The 20462-nt window shown below is 51.4% G+C and carries 17 protein-coding genes; 10 read left to right on the top strand and 7 right to left on the bottom strand.

Translation table 11 applies throughout. The annotated features are described in order from the left end of the window. The first annotated feature begins 221 nt into the window (after nt 1-221). Entirely contained in the window at nt 222-1151 is a 930-nt protein-coding gene (gene metA, locus GN208_RS16795; RefSeq protein WP_004238285.1) for a homoserine O-succinyltransferase, read from the top strand. Nucleotides 1152-1203: 52 nt separating this feature from the next. Here the strand turns inward: metA and GN208_RS16790 are convergent, their stop codons facing one another. After that, nucleotides 1204-1845 carry a bifunctional 4-hydroxy-2-oxoglutarate aldolase/2-dehydro-3-deoxy-phosphogluconate aldolase gene (locus tag GN208_RS16790; RefSeq protein ID WP_004238284.1) on the bottom strand — a complete coding sequence of 214 codons (642 nt, stop codon included), beginning with the start codon at nt 1843-1845 and terminating at the stop codon, nt 1204-1206. Then, entirely contained in the window at nt 1838-3703 is a 1866-nt protein-coding gene (edd, locus tag GN208_RS16785) for a phosphogluconate dehydratase (protein ID WP_048884211.1), read from the bottom strand. Before edd ends, GN208_RS16790 begins: the two co-directional genes overlap by 8 nt. Nucleotides 3704-4017: 314 nt before the next feature. Here edd and metH point away from each other — a divergent pair, with 314 nt between their 5' ends. The 3 genes from metH to GN208_RS16770 all read left to right on the top strand — a co-directional run bounded on the left by metH (nt 4018) and on the right by GN208_RS16770 (nt 8972). Further along, a complete protein-coding gene (metH, locus tag GN208_RS16780) occupies nt 4018-7698 on the top strand; it encodes a methionine synthase (protein ID WP_004238282.1) in 3681 nt (1226 codons plus the stop codon). 163 nt (nt 7699-7861) lie between these two features. Beyond that, nucleotides 7862-8197 (top strand): hypothetical protein, encoded by a 336-nt coding sequence (locus GN208_RS16775; RefSeq protein ID WP_004238281.1) that lies wholly within the window; start codon nt 7862-7864, stop codon nt 8195-8197. A gap of 190 nt (nt 8198-8387) precedes the next feature. Beyond that, nucleotides 8388-8972: a hypothetical protein gene (locus GN208_RS16770; RefSeq protein ID WP_004238280.1), complete on the top strand. Its 585-nt coding sequence runs from the start codon at nt 8388-8390 to the stop codon at nt 8970-8972. Between the two features lie 453 nt (nt 8973-9425). Here GN208_RS16770 and lysC read toward each other — a convergent pair whose 3' ends face one another. Further along, on the bottom strand, nt 9426-10793 hold the full coding sequence (gene lysC, locus GN208_RS16765) for a lysine-sensitive aspartokinase 3 (RefSeq protein ID WP_004238279.1): 1368 nt from the start codon (nt 10791-10793) through the stop codon (nt 9426-9428). A 282-nt stretch (nt 10794-11075) separates the two neighbouring features. Between lysC and pgi the strand changes: the two genes are divergently transcribed. The 3 genes from pgi (at nt 11076) to ubiA (ending at nt 14278) form a co-directional block, all read left to right on the top strand. After that, nucleotides 11076-12722, top strand: coding sequence for a glucose-6-phosphate isomerase (gene pgi, locus GN208_RS16760; RefSeq protein WP_243828490.1), 1647 nt, complete (start codon nt 11076-11078; stop codon nt 12720-12722). A gap of 164 nt (nt 12723-12886) precedes the next feature. Continuing rightward, nucleotides 12887-13387: a chorismate lyase gene (gene ubiC / locus GN208_RS16755; RefSeq protein ID WP_004241531.1), complete on the top strand. Its 501-nt coding sequence runs from the start codon at nt 12887-12889 to the stop codon at nt 13385-13387. 36 nt (nt 13388-13423) lie between these two features. Then, complete coding sequence (gene ubiA / locus GN208_RS16750; RefSeq protein WP_004238273.1) at nt 13424-14278, top strand: 4-hydroxybenzoate octaprenyltransferase; 855 nt, start codon at nt 13424-13426, stop codon at nt 14276-14278. 63 nt (nt 14279-14341) lie between these two features. Here the strand turns inward: ubiA and plsB are convergent, their stop codons facing one another. Beyond that, on the bottom strand, nt 14342-16816 hold the full coding sequence (gene plsB / locus GN208_RS16745; RefSeq protein ID WP_015422417.1) for a glycerol-3-phosphate 1-O-acyltransferase PlsB: 2475 nt from the start codon (nt 16814-16816) through the stop codon (nt 14342-14344). 138 nt (nt 16817-16954) lie between these two features. Between plsB and GN208_RS16740 the strand changes: the two genes are divergently transcribed. Both GN208_RS16740 and lexA read left to right on the top strand, forming a co-directional pair. Continuing rightward, nucleotides 16955-17326 (top strand): diacylglycerol kinase, encoded by a 372-nt coding sequence (locus GN208_RS16740; protein WP_004238271.1) that lies wholly within the window; start codon nt 16955-16957, stop codon nt 17324-17326. 117 nt (nt 17327-17443) lie between these two features. Next, nucleotides 17444-18058: a transcriptional repressor LexA gene (gene lexA, locus GN208_RS16735; protein ID WP_004238270.1), complete on the top strand. Its 615-nt coding sequence runs from the start codon at nt 17444-17446 to the stop codon at nt 18056-18058. A gap of 78 nt (nt 18059-18136) precedes the next feature. Here lexA and zur read toward each other — a convergent pair whose 3' ends face one another. Then, a complete protein-coding gene (gene zur / locus GN208_RS16730; protein WP_004238269.1) occupies nt 18137-18655 on the bottom strand; it encodes a zinc uptake transcriptional repressor Zur in 519 nt (172 codons plus the stop codon). A 176-nt stretch (nt 18656-18831) separates the two neighbouring features. Here zur and GN208_RS16725 point away from each other — a divergent pair, with 176 nt between their 5' ends. Continuing rightward, entirely contained in the window at nt 18832-19302 is a 471-nt protein-coding gene (locus GN208_RS16725) for a YbaK/EbsC family protein (protein ID WP_004238268.1), read from the top strand. A 35-nt stretch (nt 19303-19337) separates the two neighbouring features. Here GN208_RS16725 and GN208_RS16720 read toward each other — a convergent pair whose 3' ends face one another. Both GN208_RS16720 and GN208_RS16715 read right to left on the bottom strand, forming a co-directional pair. Beyond that, nucleotides 19338-19691, bottom strand: a complete 354-nt coding sequence (locus GN208_RS16720) for a helix-turn-helix transcriptional regulator (protein WP_004241537.1) — start codon at nt 19689-19691, stop codon at nt 19338-19340. A 54-nt stretch (nt 19692-19745) separates the two neighbouring features. Beyond that, a complete protein-coding gene (locus GN208_RS16715; protein WP_004241538.1) occupies nt 19746-19958 on the bottom strand; it encodes a helix-turn-helix transcriptional regulator in 213 nt (70 codons plus the stop codon). Between the last annotated feature and the right edge of the window lie 504 nt (nt 19959-20462).

The raw sequence follows: 20462 nt of genomic DNA, 5'->3' as shown, positions 1-20462 counted from the left end.
GCGGTAGTTCAGTTGGTTAGAATACCTGCCTGTCACGCAGGGGGTCGCGGGTTCGAGTCCCGTCCGTTCCGCCAACAAACATTAACCCCGATAGGAAACTATCGGGGTTTTGTTTTTTGTATGAAATAAATTCACCTTGCTGTTTTTTCCTCGACAGAACCTCTCTTTTTCGTTAGTTTTGGATGTCCGGATGTCTAAAATAACAAGGAGAGCCCGCCGCTATGCCAATCCGTATCCCTGATGAACTTCCTGCTGTCACTGATCTGCGTGATGAAAATATCTTTGTGATGACATCATCACGGGCACAATTTCAGGATATACGGCCACTGAAAGTGCTGTTTTTAAATCTGATGCCTAAGAAGATTGAAACAGAACTGCAATTTCTGCGTCTGCTCTCCAACACACCGCTTCAGGTTGATATTCAACTGCTGCGTATCAGTCACCATGAATCAAAGAACACACCCAAGGCGCATCTGGATGCCTTTTATTGTGACTTTGATGATATAAAAGAACAGAATTTTGATGGTCTGGTGATCACCGGTGCACCACTCGGTCTGGTTGAATTTCAGGATGTGGATTACTGGCCGGAACTGGATGAGATTATCCGCTGGTCACAGACACATGTTACATCAACACTTTTTGTCTGCTGGGCGGTACAGGCGGGGCTGAACACGCTTTACAATATCCCGAAACAAACGCTGCCGGAAAAAATCTCCGGGGTGTATACCCACACTACACTTATGCCGCATGCGCTGCTGACCAGGGGGTTTGACGGGCAGTTTTCTGCGCCTCACTCCCGCTATGCGGCATTTCCTGAAGCGATGATCCGTGAAAACACCGATCTTGATATCCTGGCCGCTTCTGAAGAAGCCGGAGCCTATCTGTTTGCCAGTAAAGACAAGCGTCAGGTCTATGTGACCGGCCATGCGGAATATGACGCGGATACATTGGCGGGAGAATATCAGCGTGACTCGGATGCGGGGCTGGATCCTGCTATCCCGGTGAACTATTTTCCGGATAACGACCCGTCGAAAACACCGGTATCCAGCTGGCGCGGACATGGTCATCTGCTTTATGCTAACTGGCTGAATTATTGTGTTTATCAGATAACACCGTATGACCTGAGTGTGATGAATCCGACGGCGGACTGATAAAAAAAGCCACCGCGAACGGTGGCAAAAGGCAGACTTAATTCACGATGTCTTATGCAGCGGCACCGGCCACAGCTTGCGCCGCCAGTGCAGTAATACGATCATAGTCTCCGCCACAGAGTGCATCTTCCGGCACCAGCCATGAGCCGCCGACACAGGCCACACTGCTGAGCGCGAGATAATCCCGGTAGTTATTCAGGGAGATCCCGCCGGTCGGGCAGAAACGGATATCCGGGAAAGGGCCGGAGATAGCTTTCAGCGCTTTCACTCCACCGTTTGCTTCTGCCGGGAAGAATTTAAAATTTTTCAGTCCGTAAGCTATACCAGCCATCAGCTCGGAAACGGTGGCGATCCCCGGGATCAGCGGAATGGAGCCCTGATCGGCTGCCTGTAACAGAGATTCTGTCAGACCGGGGCTGATAGCAAACTGTGCACCGGCGTCAGTGACGGCTTTCAGTTGCTCCGGATTAATCACGGTACCCGCACCGACAATCGCTTCCGGCACTTCTTCCGCAATGGCGCGGATAGCTTCAATTGCACACTCTGTACGCAGTGTGACTTCCAGAACGCGGATCCCGCCTGCGACCAGTGCACGGGCCAGCGGTACTGCCTGATGCAGCTCACGGATAACAATGACAGGCACAACCGGTCCTGCATTTAAAACGGATTGCGCACTTAACATCTGATCATTCATCGTCATTCTCACTTTTATAAAAACGGATACAGCAGGCGCCTTCTTCCGCACCTGAGAGTTGCGTGCGTAATGCACTGAATAATTCACGGCCTGAGCCGTCCCGCTCTGCGCTGAGGTCAGGAATGACACTTTCACGTTCTGCCAGAACAGCCTCATCAACAAGCAGCATCAGCTCGCCGGTCTGCCCGTTCACCCGGATCATATCGCCGTCGCGGACTTTGGTCAGCAGCCCGCCGGTATACGCTTCCGGGGTAACGTGAATAGCGGAAGGCACTTTGCCGGATGCACCGGACAAACGGCCGTCGGTGACCAGGGCCACCCGGTAGCCTTTATCCATCAGCACGCCCAGCGGCGGCATCAGTTTGTGCAGTTCCGGCATCCCGTTGGCCTGCGGCCCCTGGAAACGCACTACCACAACACAATCTTTGTTCAGTTTTCCGGCCTCAAACGCGGGCACAATATCATGCTGGCTGTTAAACACGATGGCCGGGGCTTCAATAATCTGGTTATCGGCAGGAACAGCTGAGGTTTTCATCACCGCACGTCCGAGATTTCCAGTCAGTACTTTGGTGCCGCCGTGAGACGAAAACGGTGTATTTCCGGATGCAATCACACTGTCATCAAGCGAGCTGAGCGCGCCTTCCCGCCATTTCAATTCACCGTTATCCAGCCACGGCTCCTGTGTATAACGGGATAAGCCGAAACCGGCGACAGTATGAACATCTTCATGCAGCAGCCCCAGGCTGAGCAGCTCACGGATAATCAGCTGTAACCCGCCTGCGGCATGGAACTGGTTGATATCTGCTGGGCCATTCGGGTAGATCCGGCTGAGCAGCGGGATAATGTCCGACAGCTCAGAAAAATCATCCCAGTTGATGATGATCCCGGCTGCAGCGGCCATTGCGATAAGGTGCATGGTCAGATTGGTGGAACCCCCTGTTGCCAGCAAACCGACTATGCCGTTAACGATGACTTTTTCATCTACCAGTTGCCCGACCGGCAGATAATTGCCGCTGTTTTCAGTAAAGCGGACAACCTGGCGGGCAGCGGCATCCGTCAGTACGGTACGCAGCGGGGTATCAGGATGAACAAAGGACGCGCCCGGCAGATGCAGCCCCATGATTTCCATCACCATCTGATTGGAATTGGCGGTGCCGTAAAAGGTACAGGTTCCGGCTGAATGATAAGAGGCCGCTTCTGCATCCAGCAGTGCCCGGCGATCAACTTTTCCTTCAGCAAATAACTGACGGACATGTACTTTTTCTTTATTCGGCAGACCGCTGGTCATAGGACCCGCCGGAATAAATACGGACGGCAGATGCCCGAAAGAGAGTGCCGCCATCATCATCCCCGGGACGATTTTATCGCAGATCCCGAGGTAAAGTGCGCCGTCAAACATATTGTGGGAAAGCCCGACAGCGGCAGACATGGCAATCACATCACGGCTCAGCAGGGACAGCTCCATACCATCCTGCCCCTGGGTCACGCCGTCACACATGGCGGGAACCCCGCCGGCAACCTGGCCGATGGCACCCACGCTGTGCAGTGCAGCTTTAATTTGTGCCGGATAAAATTCATACGGCTTATGTGCCGACAACATGTCATTGTAAGCAGTGATGATTGCAATATCATTATGCGCCATATTGCGTAACTGTTGTTTCTCATCAGGCTGGCAGGCGGCAAAGCCATGCGCCAGGTTACCGCAGGCAAGCTGGGCACGATGAACGGTTTTACTGCGTGCGGCGCTGATTTTTTCCAGATACCGGGCACGGGATACACGGGAACGCGCCGTAATACGGGCGGTAATTTCTGAAAGTCGCGGATGAACCGGCGGGTACGCAGAATGTGTCATAGTCATGGCTCCGTGCTGATTATCTGCCTGCTGCAGTATCATTAATTCGTTTGTTACCGGTAACATTGGCATAGATCAGCAACGGATTGCAACTTTTATGAGCAATTCTCTTTCCTGAATATGATCCACCTCAAATTTAGCTGAAACGAGAAAGCTTTCGGCGCGGATCGAATAACCAGAAAAAGAGGGTTGAGTACCTTTGCGGATCACAGCAACATGAAAAACGCTCAGGTTGCACGTTAATGCACTCAGGGAAAGTTGTGGTAGTATAGACGTTCAGACGGCTATTTAAACGGGCATTGCAGAGCGGAGTCAGATAAATGGATAATAAAATCAGTGTATTAAAAAAAGCGCTTAATCAACGGATCCTGATTCTTGATGGTGCGATGGGAACGATGATCCAGCGCTATGCACTGAACGAAAAGGAATACCGCGGTGAGCGTTTCGCTGACTGGCCGGTGGATCTGAAAGGAAATAACGATCTGTTATCCATTACGCAGCCGGATATTATCCGCGAGATCCATCACGCCTATCTGGGAGCCGGCGCGGATATTATTGAAACCAACAGTTTTAACTCCACGGTTATTTCCATGGCGGATTATCAGATGGAGTCCCTGTCTGATGAAATCAATGAAGCCGCCGCGAAACTGGCGCGGGAATGTGCCGATGAATGGACGCGCAAAACGCCGGAGAAACCCCGCTATGTGGCCGGGATTCTGGGTCCGACCAACCGGACGGCATCAATCTCTCCCGATGTGAATGATCCGGCTTACCGCAATGTATCCTATGATGCGCTGGTTGAGGCTTACCGCAGCTCTGTGCGGGCACTGGTCCGCGGCGGGGCTGATATCATTATGATCGAAACAATCTTCGATACCCTGAATGCCAAGGCGGCGATTTACGCTGTTGAAACCGAGTTTGAGGCGCTGGGGATTAAATTGCCGGTGATGCTTTCCGGTACGATCACTGATGCCTCCGGCCGGACACTGACCGGTCAGACAACTGAAGCCTTTTATAACTCCATGAGACACATCCGCCCGATCTCTTTCGGGCTGAACTGTGCGCTGGGGCCTGCTGAACTGCGCCAGTATGTGGCGGAGCTGTCCCGTATCGCGGATTGTTATGTCAGTACTCACCCGAATGCCGGTCTGCCGAATGCGTTCGGCGGTTATGACCTGGATGCCGCCAATATGGCGGGCTATATCAGTGAGTGGGCACAGTCCGGTTTGCTGAATATTGTCGGTGGCTGCTGCGGCACCACGCCTGACCATATCCGTGCAATCGCGCAGGCGGTAGCGGATATTCCGCCGCGTGTTATTCCTGATCGCCCTGTGGCCTGCCGTCTGGCGGGGCTGGAGCCGCTGACCATCGATGAGAATTCCCTGTTCGTCAACGTGGGGGAGAGAACCAATATCACCGGCTCCGCACGGTTTAAGCGGCTGATTAAAGAAGGTAATTACCAGGAAGCATTGGATATTGCCCGTAACCAGGTGGAGAACGGCGCACAGATTATTGATATCAACATGGATGAGGGCATGCTGGATTCACAGGCGGCCATGGTGCGTTTCCTGAATATGATTTCCGGTGAGCCGGATATTGCCCGCGTACCGATTATGATCGACTCCTCAAAATGGGAGGTGATCGAGGCCGGGCTGAAATGTATCCAGGGTAAAGGCATTGTGAACTCGATTTCCCTGAAAGAGGGAGAGGCAGCCTTTATCGATCATGCCAAAAAAGTGCTGCGTTACGGCGCTGCCGTGATTGTGATGGCCTTTGATGAAACCGGCCAGGCGGATACCCGGCAGCGCAAGACAGAAATTTGTCAGCGGGCTTACCGCATTCTGACTGAGCAGGTGGGATTCCCGCCGGAAGATATTATTTTTGACCCGAATATTTTTGCGGTGGCAACCGGTATTCCTGAGCATAACAATTATGCCGTTGATTTTATTGAAGCCTGTAAGGATATCAAAGCGACACTGCCCCATGCACTGATCTCCGGCGGGGTCTCCAACGTCTCTTTCTCGTTCCGCGGAAATGATCCGGTACGGGAAGCGATTCACGCCGTTTTCCTCTATTACGCTATCCGTAACGGCATGGATATGGGGATTGTGAATGCCGGGCAACTGGCCATTTATGATGATTTACCGGCTGCACTGCGTGATGCGGTGGAAGATGTGATCCTGAACCGCCGCGAGGATGCCACTGACCGGCTGCTGGCGCTGGCAGAAGAATATCGCGGCAGCAAAGGGGAAAATGATCAGCCGCAGCTCGCGGAATGGCGCGGGTGGGATGTGGAAAAGCGTCTGGAATATGCACTGGTGAAAGGGATCACGGAATTTATTGTTGAGGATACCGAAGCCGCCCGTCTGCGGGCTGACAGCCCGATTGAAGTGATCGAAGGCCCGCTGATGAACGGCATGAATGTGGTCGGTGATCTGTTCAGTGAGGGAAAAATGTTTCTGCCGCAGGTGGTGAAATCCGCGCGGGTGATGAAACAGGCGGTGGCGTATCTGGAACCTTATATTCAGGCAGCGAAAACCAGCGGCTCCAGTGCCGGGAAAGTCCTGCTGGCGACAGTCAAAGGCGATGTGCATGATATCGGCAAGAATATCGTCGGCGTGGTATTGCAGTGTAATAACTATGAAATTATCGATCTCGGGGTGATGGTGCCCTGTGAAACAATTCTCCGCACGGCTATTGAGGAAAAAGTCGATATTATCGGGCTGTCCGGGCTTATCACGCCGTCACTGGATGAAATGGTACATGTAGCCAAAGAGATGGAGCGTCAGGGATTTTCCCTGCCGCTGCTGATCGGCGGTGCCACCACATCCAAAGCTCATACGGCGGTGAAAATTGAACCGAATTACAGCGGCCCGGTAACCTATGTACAGAATGCCTCACGGACGGTCGGGGTCGTGGCGGCGTTATTGTCAGATAAACAACGGGATGAGTTTGTTGCCCGCACCCGTAAAGAATATGAGGTTGTCCGCGACCAGTATGCCCGCCGTCAGCCGCGCTCAGCACCGGTGACACTCGCACAGGCGCGGGCAAATGCGTTTGCGGCGGACTGGGATAATTATACGCCGCCGCGCCCGGCATTTACCGGCGTGAAAACCGTCACTGCACCGATTTCGGTACTGCGCCGTTATATTGACTGGACACCTTTCTTTATGACCTGGTCACTGGCCGGAAAATACCCGCGTATTCTGGAAGATGATGTCGTTGGTGAAGAAGCCCGCCGCCTGTTTAAAGAGGCAAACGCGATGCTGGATGAGCTGGACAGAACCGGCGCACTGACACCGCGTGGCGTGGCGGGGATTTTCCCGGCTAACCGGATCGGCGATGATATTGCGGTTTACCGTGACGAATCCCGCGAAGAGGTGCTGTTATACAGTTGTCATCTGCGCCAGCAGACACAGAAGAAAGATGATTTCCCGAATGCCTGCCTGGCGGATTTTGTCGCACCACCGGGAATTCCGGATTATCTCGGAGCCTTTGCTGTCACCGGCGGGCTGGAGGAGGATACACTGGCAGCTCAGTTTGATGCGGCACACGATGATTACAATAAAATCATGGTGAAAGCCCTCGCTGACCGGCTGGCGGAAGGGTTTGCGGAGTATCTGCATGAGCAGGTGCGTAAAACTATCTGGGGCTACAGTCCGGATGAAAACCTGGATAATGACTCGCTGATCCGCGAAAACTACCAGGGGATCCGCCCCGCACCCGGCTACCCGGCCTGTCCGGAACATACGGAGAAAAGCAAAATCTGGGAACTGCTGGATGTTGAAAGACATACCGGCATGCGGCTGACGGAATCTTATGCTATGTGGCCGGGGGCATCGGTATCCGGCTGGTATTTCAGTCATCCGCAGAGCCGCTATTTTGCGGTGGCTCAGATCCAGAGAGATCAGATTGAGGATTATGCCGCCCGCAAAGGTATGCCGGTGAAAGAGCTTGAGCGCTGGCTGGCCCCGAACCTGGGGTATGATCCGGAAGACTGAGTATTATCGCATGTCAGTCTCCTGTCCCGGTTTGCGTTAACCACCGGGTACTGTTCTGCGTATAGTGAATTCCGCTGTATCACTGTACGCCATTATCAGAACAGAAGGAGAACCGTATGAATTCAGTATTTATCATTGCTGACGGCCGGGCCGGGGAGGTGATATGACACTCCCCGTTTTCAGGCCGTTAATTATATCTGCCACTTTTGTATTATGCAGCGCATTCGCCGGTAACTGCCGGGCGGAGACTGATCTGCCATGCACTATGACCCTGCAACACAGAGCCATCATGCTGGATGGCGCGACGTGCATCAGCAAAAAGCGGTTACCGGGCTGCCCTGTGCTATGCCAGCCGTCAGAGGTGCAGGAAAAAAACGTTCAGGTTACCTGTTTTCGTCCCGGAGAGCCTTTACCTTTTGACAGAACTGCAGATGTCACTGTCCCGGTGGTCTGTGAAATCATACTCCCTGTGGATATTTCACCGGACACCACACCATAATCTGAAATAAAACAGGATAACCGGCCGGGATCCTTTCAATCGTTTTCTCAATTATCACGCAATGTGACAGCCTGCTCTTGTCATTGTTTTTTTCATCCCCATTTATAGATAAGTAATTTTCCCGTACTATGGCTGACAACAGCCGTGACCGGGCATATCAGATTCAGCCATAAAAGGGAGTGATGAGACAATGTACCGTTTCTATATTCAGGATGCTTTACCTGCCGGGTGCCTGCCCGCGTATTCGCTGCCGAAAGCAGATCAGCCTCATTATTATGAATTGGATGAGAGTATCCTCAACGCTGCACTGAATATCATGCAGATCACGGATATCCTGGATACCGATGATGTGCTGGATGATGACTGTTTTAACCGAATCTGGCTGAAAAGCGAGCTGACACCCGCCCGGGCGTCAGAGGTCTATCACTTCTTATATCAGCAGCAACTGCCGGAACCGGTACCGTCACCGGATGAAATCGCCGCCTTTAAACAGGCGAGAGCCGATGAACTGGCGCTGCTGAGCCGGCGCAGCCCGAAAGAGGGGTATGTGCCTGTCCATAAATTTGCCACACAGGATGCCTGGCGGATCATGCCGGAAGAATGCCTGCTTATTGCCGGTGTTCTGACTGATCACATGCTGGAAGATAACAATATGGTGGTCAGTAATATCGCATCACTGTGCAAAATCAGTCACAAAACACTGGAATATGCCCTGAGAGGCTGGCGTGAGTTTAATTTATTCGCGGCAGAACACGGCGGTTATCAGGTTTGCTGATGATTCAGTAATTTTTGTTACGCAAGAATAACACCAGATATGAATTGTTACTTCTGAAACTGGTAAATAAAATTAATTGCTATTGAAGCAATAATACATAATTAGCAATTAAAATCAGTATAAATAACTTTGATGGTTATTGATAAAAATTGTTTATATTGTTTTGTGCAAATATGAATTTTATTAATGGAAAGACCGGCGGGTTACCGTATAATTTTTCATGAGGGATATGATTAATAGTGATAAATAATTCATTGTCACTTATATTTCCTCCCGTGGTCGTCTTACTCTTCTTCATATTGGGAGCTTTCAATATCGTTATACAGCGGACAGTATACGGTATGCATGTATCGGCAATACTCGTCACTTGTGTTTCATGTTGATCTCTGTTTCGTGTGATTAATCGCCTGACGCTGACCACGTCAGGCGTTTTTTTATCTGAAAAGGCGGGGGTCAGAACAGATCGCGGTGAAGGGCGCGGATGATATCTTCGGCATCATTGCCGGGAACCAGCAGGCACATGTTGTGTCCGCTTGCACCATAACTGATCATGCGGATGTTAAACGGCTCAAGGGCGCTGAAAATCGTTTTGCCCAAGCCGTGTGCACGGGTCAGTTCATTACCGATAACCGCGACCAGTGCCAGATTCTGCTCCACTTCAATACGGCACAGTGCAGACAACTCGGCGGTCAGCTCATCACTGAGCAATGTTCCGTTAGTGTGTGTGGAACCGACGGTATCCAGCGTCAGGGCGATACTGACTTCTGACGTGGTGATCACATCCACGGAAATATTATGGCGGGAGAGAATCGTGAAGATTTCCGCCAGAAAGCCGCGCGCATGCAGCATTTTCAGGCTGTGCAGTGTCAGCAGGGTTTGCTGGCGGCGTAATGTCAGGGCGCGGAACAGCGGCGGATTCGGGTCATTATCACACACCAGTGTGCCGCCCGCGCCGCTCTCTTTGCTGGAGCCGACAAACACCGGGATTCCGCTGCGCACGGCAGGCAGCAAAGTGGCCGGATGCAGGATTTTTGCCCCGAAGTTCGCCATTTCCGCCGCTTCATCAAAGGTAATATGATCAATCGGATAGGCATCCGGGACAATGCGCGGATCCGTGGTGTAGATCCCCGGCACATCCGTCCAGATATCCACACGCTGGCAGCCGAGCGCTTCCGCCAGCAGTGCCGCAGTGTAATCACTGCCGCCGCGTCCGAGCGTGGTGGTGCGCCCTGCGGCTTCGCAGCCGATAAATCCCTGGGTGATAACCGGGCCCTGTGACAGACGCGGGGCAAGGAGCTGATCACAGCGCGTGCGCAGCACAGCGGTATCCGGTTCAGCCCGGCCGAAGCAGTCATTTGTCTGCATGACCTCACGGACATCAAACCATTGCGCCTGTGCGCCCTGCTCCCGGAGCACTTCGGTAAACAGCAGCGTCGACATAATCTCACCATGACTGACAATCTCATCCACCAGAGCGCTGGAGGTTGCCAGTGCCGCTGCATCCGATAAAGTGGTGATATTGCCCAGCAGGCGGTCAATCTCATTGTGCACCGCCGCGTTCTCCGGCAGACGGGACAGGATTTCATATTGTGTGTCACGAACCTGTTTCAGACATTTTTCACGTTGCGCGCGCGGGCATCCCTGAGCTAATTCGATTAATGCATTGGTGATCCCGGCGGAGGCGGATAACACCACCAGTGCCACACCGGGGGTCTGCAGAACGACCCCGGCACTTTTCTGCATGGCGTCATAATTTGCCACACTGGTACCACCGAATTTTGCAATGACCTGCTGAGCAGGCGCGGAAGATACTGACGCCATAATGAATTCCCTTATCCCGTAAAGTGAAAAATGTGAGCTGTGTTACACTGATAGAATTATCGGGATTGCCGGAATGAGTCAATATTGATTAACGGATAATCAATATCTTTCATAATGACAGGCAAATTATCGTTTTTTGCGATATTCCGTTCCGGCGCTGGTTTTGTTTCTGTTTTTTGAGCAATATCACGGAATGACAGATGCATAACACCTTTATCGTCAGGACAGAGTACACTTTGTTGACACGATTCAGTTTTGGTTTTCAATGAAAAGAGAGCTGCAATGAAAAATATTAACCCCACTGATACTGCGGCCTGGAAGGCGCTGGAACAGCATTACGACACAATGAAAACTGTGCATCTCCGCGACTTATTTGCGCAGGATAACGACCGGTTCAGCCGTTTTTCTGCCACGTTCGGCGAAGAAATGCTGGTGGATTATTCCAAAAACCGTATCACACAGGAAACCCTTGATAAGCTGCTGGCACTGGCTGAAGAGTGTGATGTGCGTGGGGCCGTCTGCAGTATGTTTTCCGGTGCGAAGATCAACCGGACAGAAAACCGTGCGGTTCTGCACACCGCGCTGCGCCACCGTGACAATACTCCGGTGATGACTGACGGGCAGGATGTGATGCCAGAGGTTCGCGCCGTGCTGGAAAAAATGCGCGTGTTCAGTGAGCGGATCATCAGCGGGGAGTGGAAAGGCTATACCGGCAGGCCGATTACCGATGTGGTGAATATCGGTATCGGCGGCTCTGATCTCGGCCCTTATATGGTGACAGAGGCGCTGCGTCCGTATAAAAATCATCTGGGCATGCATTTTGTCTCTAATGTTGACGGTACTCATATCGCCGAAACCCTGAAAGCGCTGGATCCGGAAACCACACTGTTTCTGATCGCCTCCAAAACTTTTACCACCCAGGAAACCATGACTAACGCCCATTCCGCGCGTGACTGGTTCCTGGCGGCGGCCAAAGACCCGGCGCATGTGGCGAAGCACTTTGCCGCGCTGTCCACTAATGCGGATGCAGTAGCTGAGTTTGGTATTGATACCGCCAATATGTTTGAGTTCTGGGACTGGGTCGGCGGGCGCTATTCCCTGTGGTCGGCGATTGGTCTGTCTATCGTGCTCTCTGTCGGTTATGACAACTTCACGCAGTTGCTCGATGGTGCGTATGCCATGGACAAGCACTTCACCGAAACTGAATTCTCACAGAATATTCCGGTGCTGCTGGCGCTGATTGGTCTGTGGTACAACAATTTCTTCGGTGCGGAAACAGAGGCAATTCTGCCTTATGATCAGTACATGCACCGCTTTGCGGCCTATTTCCAGCAGGGCAATATGGAGTCCAACGGGAAATATGTGGATCGTAACGGTAAGGTGGTTTCTCATCAGACCGGTCCGGTTATCTGGGGTGAGCCAGGCACCAACGGGCAGCATGCGTTTTATCAGCTGATCCATCAGGGTACCAAACTGATCCCGTGTGATTTTATCGCACCGGCTCAGAGCCATAATCCGCTGGGGGATCATCACAGCAAACTGCTGTCGAATTTCTTCGCGCAGACCGAAGCACTGGCCTTCGGCAAAACCCGTGAACAGGTGGATGCGGAGTTTGCCGCACAGGGCAAAAATCCGGTTGAAATGGATTATGTCGCGCTGTTTAAAGTCTTTGAGGGTAACCGCCCGACCAACTCCATCCTGCTGAAATCCATTACTCCGTTCAGCCTCGGGGCTCTGATCGCCATGTATGAGCATAAGATTTTTGTTCAGGGCGTGATTATGAATATCTATACGTTTGATCAGTGGGGCGTCGAACTGGGCAAACAGCTGGCAAACCGCATTCTGCCGGAACTGGCGGGTGACAAGCCGGTTGAGAGCCACGACAGCTCAACCAACGGCCTGATTAACCGGTTTAAAAACTGGCGTTAGTGCTGAATTTACTTTAACCGTGCGTTTTATAAACAAAGCCGCTCTGCATAATGCAGAGCGGCTTTGTTTTTAGCAAAAAATTTTCAGTAACGCGCTCATTTCCTGCCGGGTTTTGTTAAAGTGTATCAGAACGCATATTATGCCCCTGATAACCGGATACATTCATGACACAAACAGTGATAACACCCCCCATCCGCTGGTTTGATAATGCGGAAATGATCCCCGCCGGGGTGCTGGACTGGTTATCAGAATTAGGGTCAATGACGCGGCGCTTTGAACAGCACTGCAATGAAGTGACGGTAAAACCGTATTGTGAAAAATATATCTCCCGTGAAGCGCTGACTGAAGAAGAGCAGATGCATCTGCCCGGCAGTGCACGCTACTGGTTACGGGAGGTGGTGTTATATGGTGACGGGGTTCCCTGGCTGACCGGCCGGACAGTGGTACCGGAGGAGACGCTGACAGGGGAAGAGCAGCAGTTACTGAAAATGGGAAATGTGCCGCTCGGGCGCTATCTCTTTACCAGCGGTTGTCTGACGCGGGATTATATCCGCTTCGGGCTGTCAGAAACCCACTGGGCCCGCTGTTCGCGGTTGTGCCTGGCCGGTAAACCGCTGCTGCTGACTGAAGTTTTTCTGCCGGCCTCTCCGGCATACCCCGCATAAGTGAATATCTCGGAGAAGAATAACGTGGAACGAAGCATGGTACGCAGCAAGTGGCAGGCATACAGCCGTCTGATGCGGACAGACCGCCCGATTGGCTCACTGTTACTGCTCTGGCCGACCTACTGGGCGTTATGGATAGCGGCCCGGGGTGTCCCGGACTGGCATATTCTGATCATCTTTACCATTGGCGTGTTCAGTATGCGAGCCGCCGGCTGTGTGATTAATGATTTCGCCGACCGGAAATTTGACGGCTCGGTGGAACGCACCAAAAACCGTCCGCTGCCGCGCGGTGATGTCACGGAAAAAGAAGCCAAAATTCTGTTTGCGGTACTGGTGCTGGTGTCATTCGGACTGGTACTGACGCTCAATACGATGACCATCTGGCTGTCAGTCGCCGGGCTGGCGCTGGCCTGGGTGTATCCGTTTGTGAAGCGGGTCAGCCATCTGCCGCAGGTGGTGCTCGGCGCGGCTTTCGGCTGGTCGATTCCGATGGCGTTTGCGGCGGTCAGTGAATCGCTGCCGGCAGAGTGCTGGCTGCTGTTTGCGGTCAATATTGTCTGGTCTGTGGTGTATGACACTCAGTACGCGATGGTGGACCGCAACGACGACCTGAAAATCGGCGTGAAATCCACGGCTATCCTGTTCGGGCGCTTTGATAAGATGATTATCGGCATATTGCAGCTGGTAATGATTCTGATGCTGTTATGGATAGGGCTGATGGTTAATCTGTCCGGGATCTTCTACTGGTCCCTGCTGCTGGCCGGGGCGTTATTTGTCTATCAGCAGCGGCTGATGGCCGATCGCGAACGCGACCCGTGTTTTCAGGCCTTTATGAATAATAACTATGTCGGGTTTATTCTGTTTCTCGGCATGCTGGTCAGTTATCTGTAAGTGCAGATAACCGGCAATAAAAAAGGAGACTGGTTATCCGGTCTCCTTTTTTTGTTCTCAGCGTCAGTCAGACGGATTACTGTCGTCACTTTTTGCCGGTACAGCTTCTTCCGGCTCCAGGCTGACACTTTCGATAGTCAGACGGACTTCCGGTGACATCAGCTCCGCCAGCACGTTGTAGAACTCTCCGGCGTTGGCTTCAATCACATCATCATTGTCATTGATATAGCCTTCTTCACGCAGTGTGCCGACCAGGGTGGCAAACACGGCTTTGTCGAAGAATTCCGGTGCGTTGATACCGTGCAGAACTGACAGACGCTGTGCCAGCATCCGGCTCTCTTTTTCCAGTGCCGAACGGCTGATTTCCGGGGTGGCATTCAGCAGCGACAGGGTGATCGCATAACGCTGTAATGTCTCGCGGATCCCAGCTGCCAGCAGCTGTAACGGACGGATACGGGCCGGGTTAATGACCAGCATATTATCATCACGGCGGCAGATTAATTGCTGACGACACAGTTCATCAATGATGGTATCGAGGATCGCCGGCAGCTCTTCCTGACTGTAACGCATAAACAGTTCGGCTTTCAGCAGCGGATAGATCATCCCGACATGTTCACGCAGAGTATCGGTGCTGACGCGGCGGTGATGGATCAGGATACTGGTCACCAGAGACGGCAGTACCAGCATATGCAGAATGTTATTCCGGTAGTAGGTCATCAGTACCGCATTTTCACGCGGCAGAATGATGATATCCCCTAGGCTGTCTTTCTCAACCTCGAACTTGTTCATCTGCAATGCGTGTTCCAGCAGTTCTTCCGCACTCTTCGCCGGGGTGGTGCTGTCCGGGGAATACGGCACATTGCGCAGCAGCTGGAGATAGCAGTCGAGCTGTTCGATCAGCTGTTCGCGGGTCAGTGCGCGCTGACGGGAAGCCAGCAGAGCCGTGGTACACAGGTTGATAGCATTCGCGGCGGCGGCATTATTGATGCTCACCATAATGTTATCAGCCAGAGATGTTGCGGTTGGTGTCAGCCAGGACGGACGCTGCGGCTCGACCGGGTCGATCGCCTCACGCCATTCCGGTACCTGTTTTGTCAGGTATTGTGACAGCGGAATAGGCTGCCCGAAGTTCACATAACCCTGGCCGAGGTTACGCAGTTTGCGCAGGCCGCGCACCATCTGCATAAAACCTTCTTTTTGCTTGGTGGCACCGCGCAGCTCTTTGGCGTAAGTACCCACTTCCATCACATGCTCATAGCCGATATAGACCGGCACCAGGGTGATAGGTCGCGAGTCACCGCGCAGCATAGCCTGAAGCGTCATCGATAATGTGCCGGTTTTCGGCTCCAGCAGACGTCCGGTACGGGAACGGCCGCCTTCGACAAAGTACTCGATGGAATAACCGCGTGAGAAGAGCTCACTCAGGTATTCACGGAAAACGGTGGAGTACAGTTTGTTGCCCTTGAAGCTGCGGCGGATAAAGAAAGCACCGAGGCGGCGGAAAATCGGTCCCGCCGGCCAGAAATTGAGGTTAATCCCGGCGGCGATATGCGGCGGTACCAGCCCCTGATGATAGAGCACATAGGAGAGCAGCAGGTAGTCCATGTGGCTGCGGTGGCAGGGCACATACACTATCTCATGGCCGTCCTGTGCCAGCTGGCGCACCCGCTCCGCATTATGGACATTCAGTCCCTGATAGAGGCGGTTCCAGGTCCAGCCGAGGACGCGATCAGCCACGCGCAGGGCGTCATAGGTGAAGTTAGCGGCCACTTCGTTCATCATGGAAACGGCATTCTGACGTGCTTTTTCAATGGTGATTTTTTTAGCTTTCGCTTCATCTTCAACGGCTTTTTCAATCGCTTTGGATTTCAGCAGCTTATTGAACAACTCCTGACGCACCGGCAGTTTCGGGCCGATAGCGGCCATACGCTGGCGTGAGAAGTGAATACGGGCGACACGGGCCAGTTTATTAGCGATAATGGTGTCAGTACCGTGTTCAGAGGCCATCGCGCCCATGGACACCGGCTGTGAGAAGCGGACAAAACTGTCGCGTCCCAGCCAGAGCACGGCGAAAAATTTCTGGATCCCGTTTAACAGACGCAGATGCGGCACACCGTGGTGTCCCTCGCGGCCCGGTGAACGACCGAACATCACAGAGACCGGCAGCATCTGAATATCCAGCGCCGGATTATTGCGGTGCAGATCCAGATAGGCGTGGAAAATATGGACGGAATCCTTACGCGGATTCAGGGCGTAATAACGGAACACACGCGGGCCGTCATCGATAAAGACATAGCCCGGTAATGTGGTATTACCGATGACATTATCTTCCAGCGGATCCGGCATGCCCTGTGCGAGACACTGACGGCGCAGTGTCAGCAGGTCCGCCTTAGAGTGATAAGGAAGAACATAGAGTGTCGGACGTTGTGTATCCAGCCCCAGCTCATTGACCGGATCCGTCGGGATCGGCTTGCTTTTTACCAATAGTTTTAATGGTAAATTCAATACGTTATAGTATATTTTACGCCAAAGTGACATAAATGTATGAAGCCTCTTGTTGACAATTCGCGTTCAGCATACCAGAAAGGCGGAGCCAGATCTGTGTTGCGGCAGCAATAAAATCGCGGAAAAATAGCGGCGATCAGTCAGATAATCATATTATTTACAGTGACAGAAATGAAAAAAAATACCGGATTTATACGATTAATTAAAGCGGCGGGTTATTCAAAGAAAGGACTCATTGCGGCATGGAAAAATGAAGCCGCTATCCGTCAGGAATTGCTGGCGCTGATCCCGGCCGTCATTATTGCCTTTGCTTTCTCTTTTACGGCGGTTGAACGGGTGCTGCTGATTGGTTCTGTGGTGCTGGTAGTGGTGATTGAGCTTATCAACAGCGCTATTGAGGCTGTGGTTGACCGTATCGGTACGGAATATCATGAACTGTCCGGCCGGGCCAAAGATATGGGGTCCGCCGCAGTATTTATCGCCACATTACTGGGGCTGTTTGTCTGGATTATGCTGTTTACCAGCTGGTTCCTGCGTCTTTAACAGACGATTTTTTGTGAAACCTGCGGCGTAACACGTATTTTCCTCATGTTATGGTTCCCAATCCCGGAATACCTGTATATACTCACAGTCTGACTGTATAAACAAACAGGGGGCGAAATGAAAGCACTGACGGCACGGCAGCAACAGGTTTATGACCTTGTTCGTGACCATATTTCGCAGACGGGCATGCCACCGACGCGTGCAGAAATTGCGGCACGCCTGGGTTTTCGCTCTCCGAATGCGGCGGAAGAGCACCTGAAAGCCCTGGCGCGTAAAGGCGTCATTGAGATTGTCTCCGGGGCCTCCCGGGGGATCCGTCTGCTTCTGGAAGAAGAAGAGGATGAAGGTTTACCACTAATAGGCCGTGTGGCCGCAGGTGAGCCTTTATTAGCACAGGAACATATAGAAAGCCGTTATCAGATTGACCCGATGCTGTTTAAACCAAGTGCAGATTTTCTGCTGCGGGTAAATGGTATGTCAATGAAAGATATCGGTATTATGGACGGTGACTTACTCGCGGTGCATAAAACCCAGGACGTGCATAATGGCCAGGTGGTGGTTGCCCGTATCGAAGATGAAGTGACAGTCAAACGGTTTAAGAAAGTGGGCAGCAAGATTGAGCTGCACGCTGAAAACGAAGAATTCAGCCCGATCGTGGTGGATTTACGGGAACAGAACTTTACTGTTGAAGGTCTGGCAGTGGGTGTGATCCGTAATAACGACTGGCACTGATTTCCGGGACAGCCGCCTGAAACGGTATCCGCTTAAAAACCACAGTACGCCGGAGACGGACACTGTGGTTTTTGTTTTTCAGCGTCCGCGTTTACGCGGTTCGTCATGTTCATGGTCATGCAGGCATTTATCTCTGCGGGTGCAGGATTCAATATCATAACAAGGGCGGCAGTATCCGTGCGCCTCAATCACACTGTGGCGGATATGAAATTGCGCGGCATCCGCCAACTGAGTGATTTGTGAATCAATCGCCTCTCCGTCCCGCTCTGTCACACTGTTACAGCGATCGCAGATAAACAGTACTGAAGTATGGCTGGGTTTATCAAAATGCGGGCACATCACAAAGCTGTTGGTGGACTCAATTTTGTGGATAAATCCCTGCTCCAGCAGAAATTCCAGACCGCGGTAGATTGTCGGCGGTTTTGCCTGCGGCTCGGTTTCGCGCAGCAGATCCAGCAGCTCATAAGCACTGATGGCTCCGGGCTGGCCGGCAATCAGCTGCAGAATCGACTTTCGCTGAGACGTCATGCGCACACTGCGTGACAGACACAGTGCTTCTGCTTTTTTTAATAAAGTCTGAATATCAACAGATTGCATGACATCACCTTCCGCTAATCAATAAATATATGAACAGCCCACTCTAACATGAATTCCGGCAGAATAACCGGTATCCGCGCTATTTTGTCAAAAAAGGGCTGCCAATTCAGGGCAAATTATGGTGAGCTGTTGGTGCAAACACATAAAAAGCACATGATAATAAAACGGAGTCCTGAATGAGTATCGAAACGGTTCGTGCCTGGTTCGGCACGCATGCCCCGGATGTTACGATTATTGAGACCACACAGCCGACTGCCACTGTCACTCAGGCAGCAGAAGTTCATGGTGTCCGCCCCGGTCAGATCTGCAAAACACTCTCTTTTAAGCTGACGGATGACAGCGCGATTCTGATTGTGATGGCAGGGGACGCCCGGCTGGATAATAAAAAATTCAAAACACAGTTCGGCTGCAAGGCCAAAATGCTGAATGCAGAGGAAGTGGTGCATTTCACCGGCCATCCGGTCGGGGGAGTCTGTCCGTTCGGGCTGCCGGTACCGCTGACCGTTTATGCGGATCATTCACTCCGTGAGTATGACACGGTATTACCTGCGGCGGGGTCGGCTAATTCCGCTGTCCGGCTGACACCTGCGCGGCTGGCGGAACTGACAAACGCACAGTGGCTGGATGTAACCACTCAGCCGGTATAAACAGACAGCACCGCATCAGCGGTGCTGTCACACACTCAGTGTTCCGGTGGCCGGGTCTCCGGCTCCGTATTTACACCGGCGTCGGTACTGCGGGGGATAACGTTATCATCATCCGGCAGGTGCTGGCGGGTAAAGAACAGCAGACTGTCTTCTATAAAGTAGTAAGGGGAGACGCCGAAGACCTGGGAGATCCTCAGAATAATTTCCAGTGAAATTTTTGTGCTGCCGATTTCGTAACGGGAGATTTGCTGTTGTGATACACCAATCAGATTGCCCAGTTCTGTTGATGTGACTCCGGTGATCCTGCGCATTTTGCGGATTTGCCCGCCGATAAGCTTGTACATCTCATTAATGCTGGTGTTCAGGTTATTATCTGTTTTATTACTCATTATCATCTGTCAGTCTGGTTAAACAATAATATATTAATGTTTGTCAAATTAAACTTATTCTTCATCACAACCCATTTCATCAAAAAAATAACTAACACTAATATTCAGGACGTCTGCAAGCATTAACAGTTTATCCAGAGGAATTAAGCTTGCTCCCGTTTCATAACGGGATAACTGCTGTTGTGAGATATTAATTTTTATTGAAAGCTCTTTACCTGTCAGACAGTTTTTCAGTCGCTGACATTTTATTTTGCCGCCAATAAACATTGCCAACTCATATTTATCATATATTGTCATAAATTATGAAGATAAACGGTTGTCATTAATAATGTTAAAATTTAACTTGACGTATTTATTTCCTCAAATAGTTTCTTTAAAAAGTATAATCGATACCCTTTTAATATGTAATAGATACAAAAAAGCAACAAATAAGAAACAATAAAGACGAGAATACTACGTATTAACACTATAACCTCAGCGATTTCATGTTGTTACAAAGAATACCCGGTTTTTAACATCTTACATGAATGATGAGTAAGCGGAATATTCTGATATTTAGTCGGGATTATACCTAATATAAAGATATTGATGCTGATTTTGAGTTCAAAATGGGTGATTTAACTACCTTTTCATGCTTTAGCGGAATGACAGACAACCCGGAAGTGTGATTGTTGTCTTACAATATGGCTGAAGATAGTTTGTTAAATTTTCTGAGGGCATTATGAGAAAATACAAAGGTTAAAATATCTGAATATTTCCATAAAATACATA

Source organism: Morganella sp. HSTU-ASny43 (assembly GCF_022819185.1).
GTDB lineage: Bacteria > Pseudomonadota > Gammaproteobacteria > Enterobacterales > Enterobacteriaceae > Morganella > Morganella morganii.
This window is presented reverse-complemented; position numbering and strand designations above follow the sequence as displayed.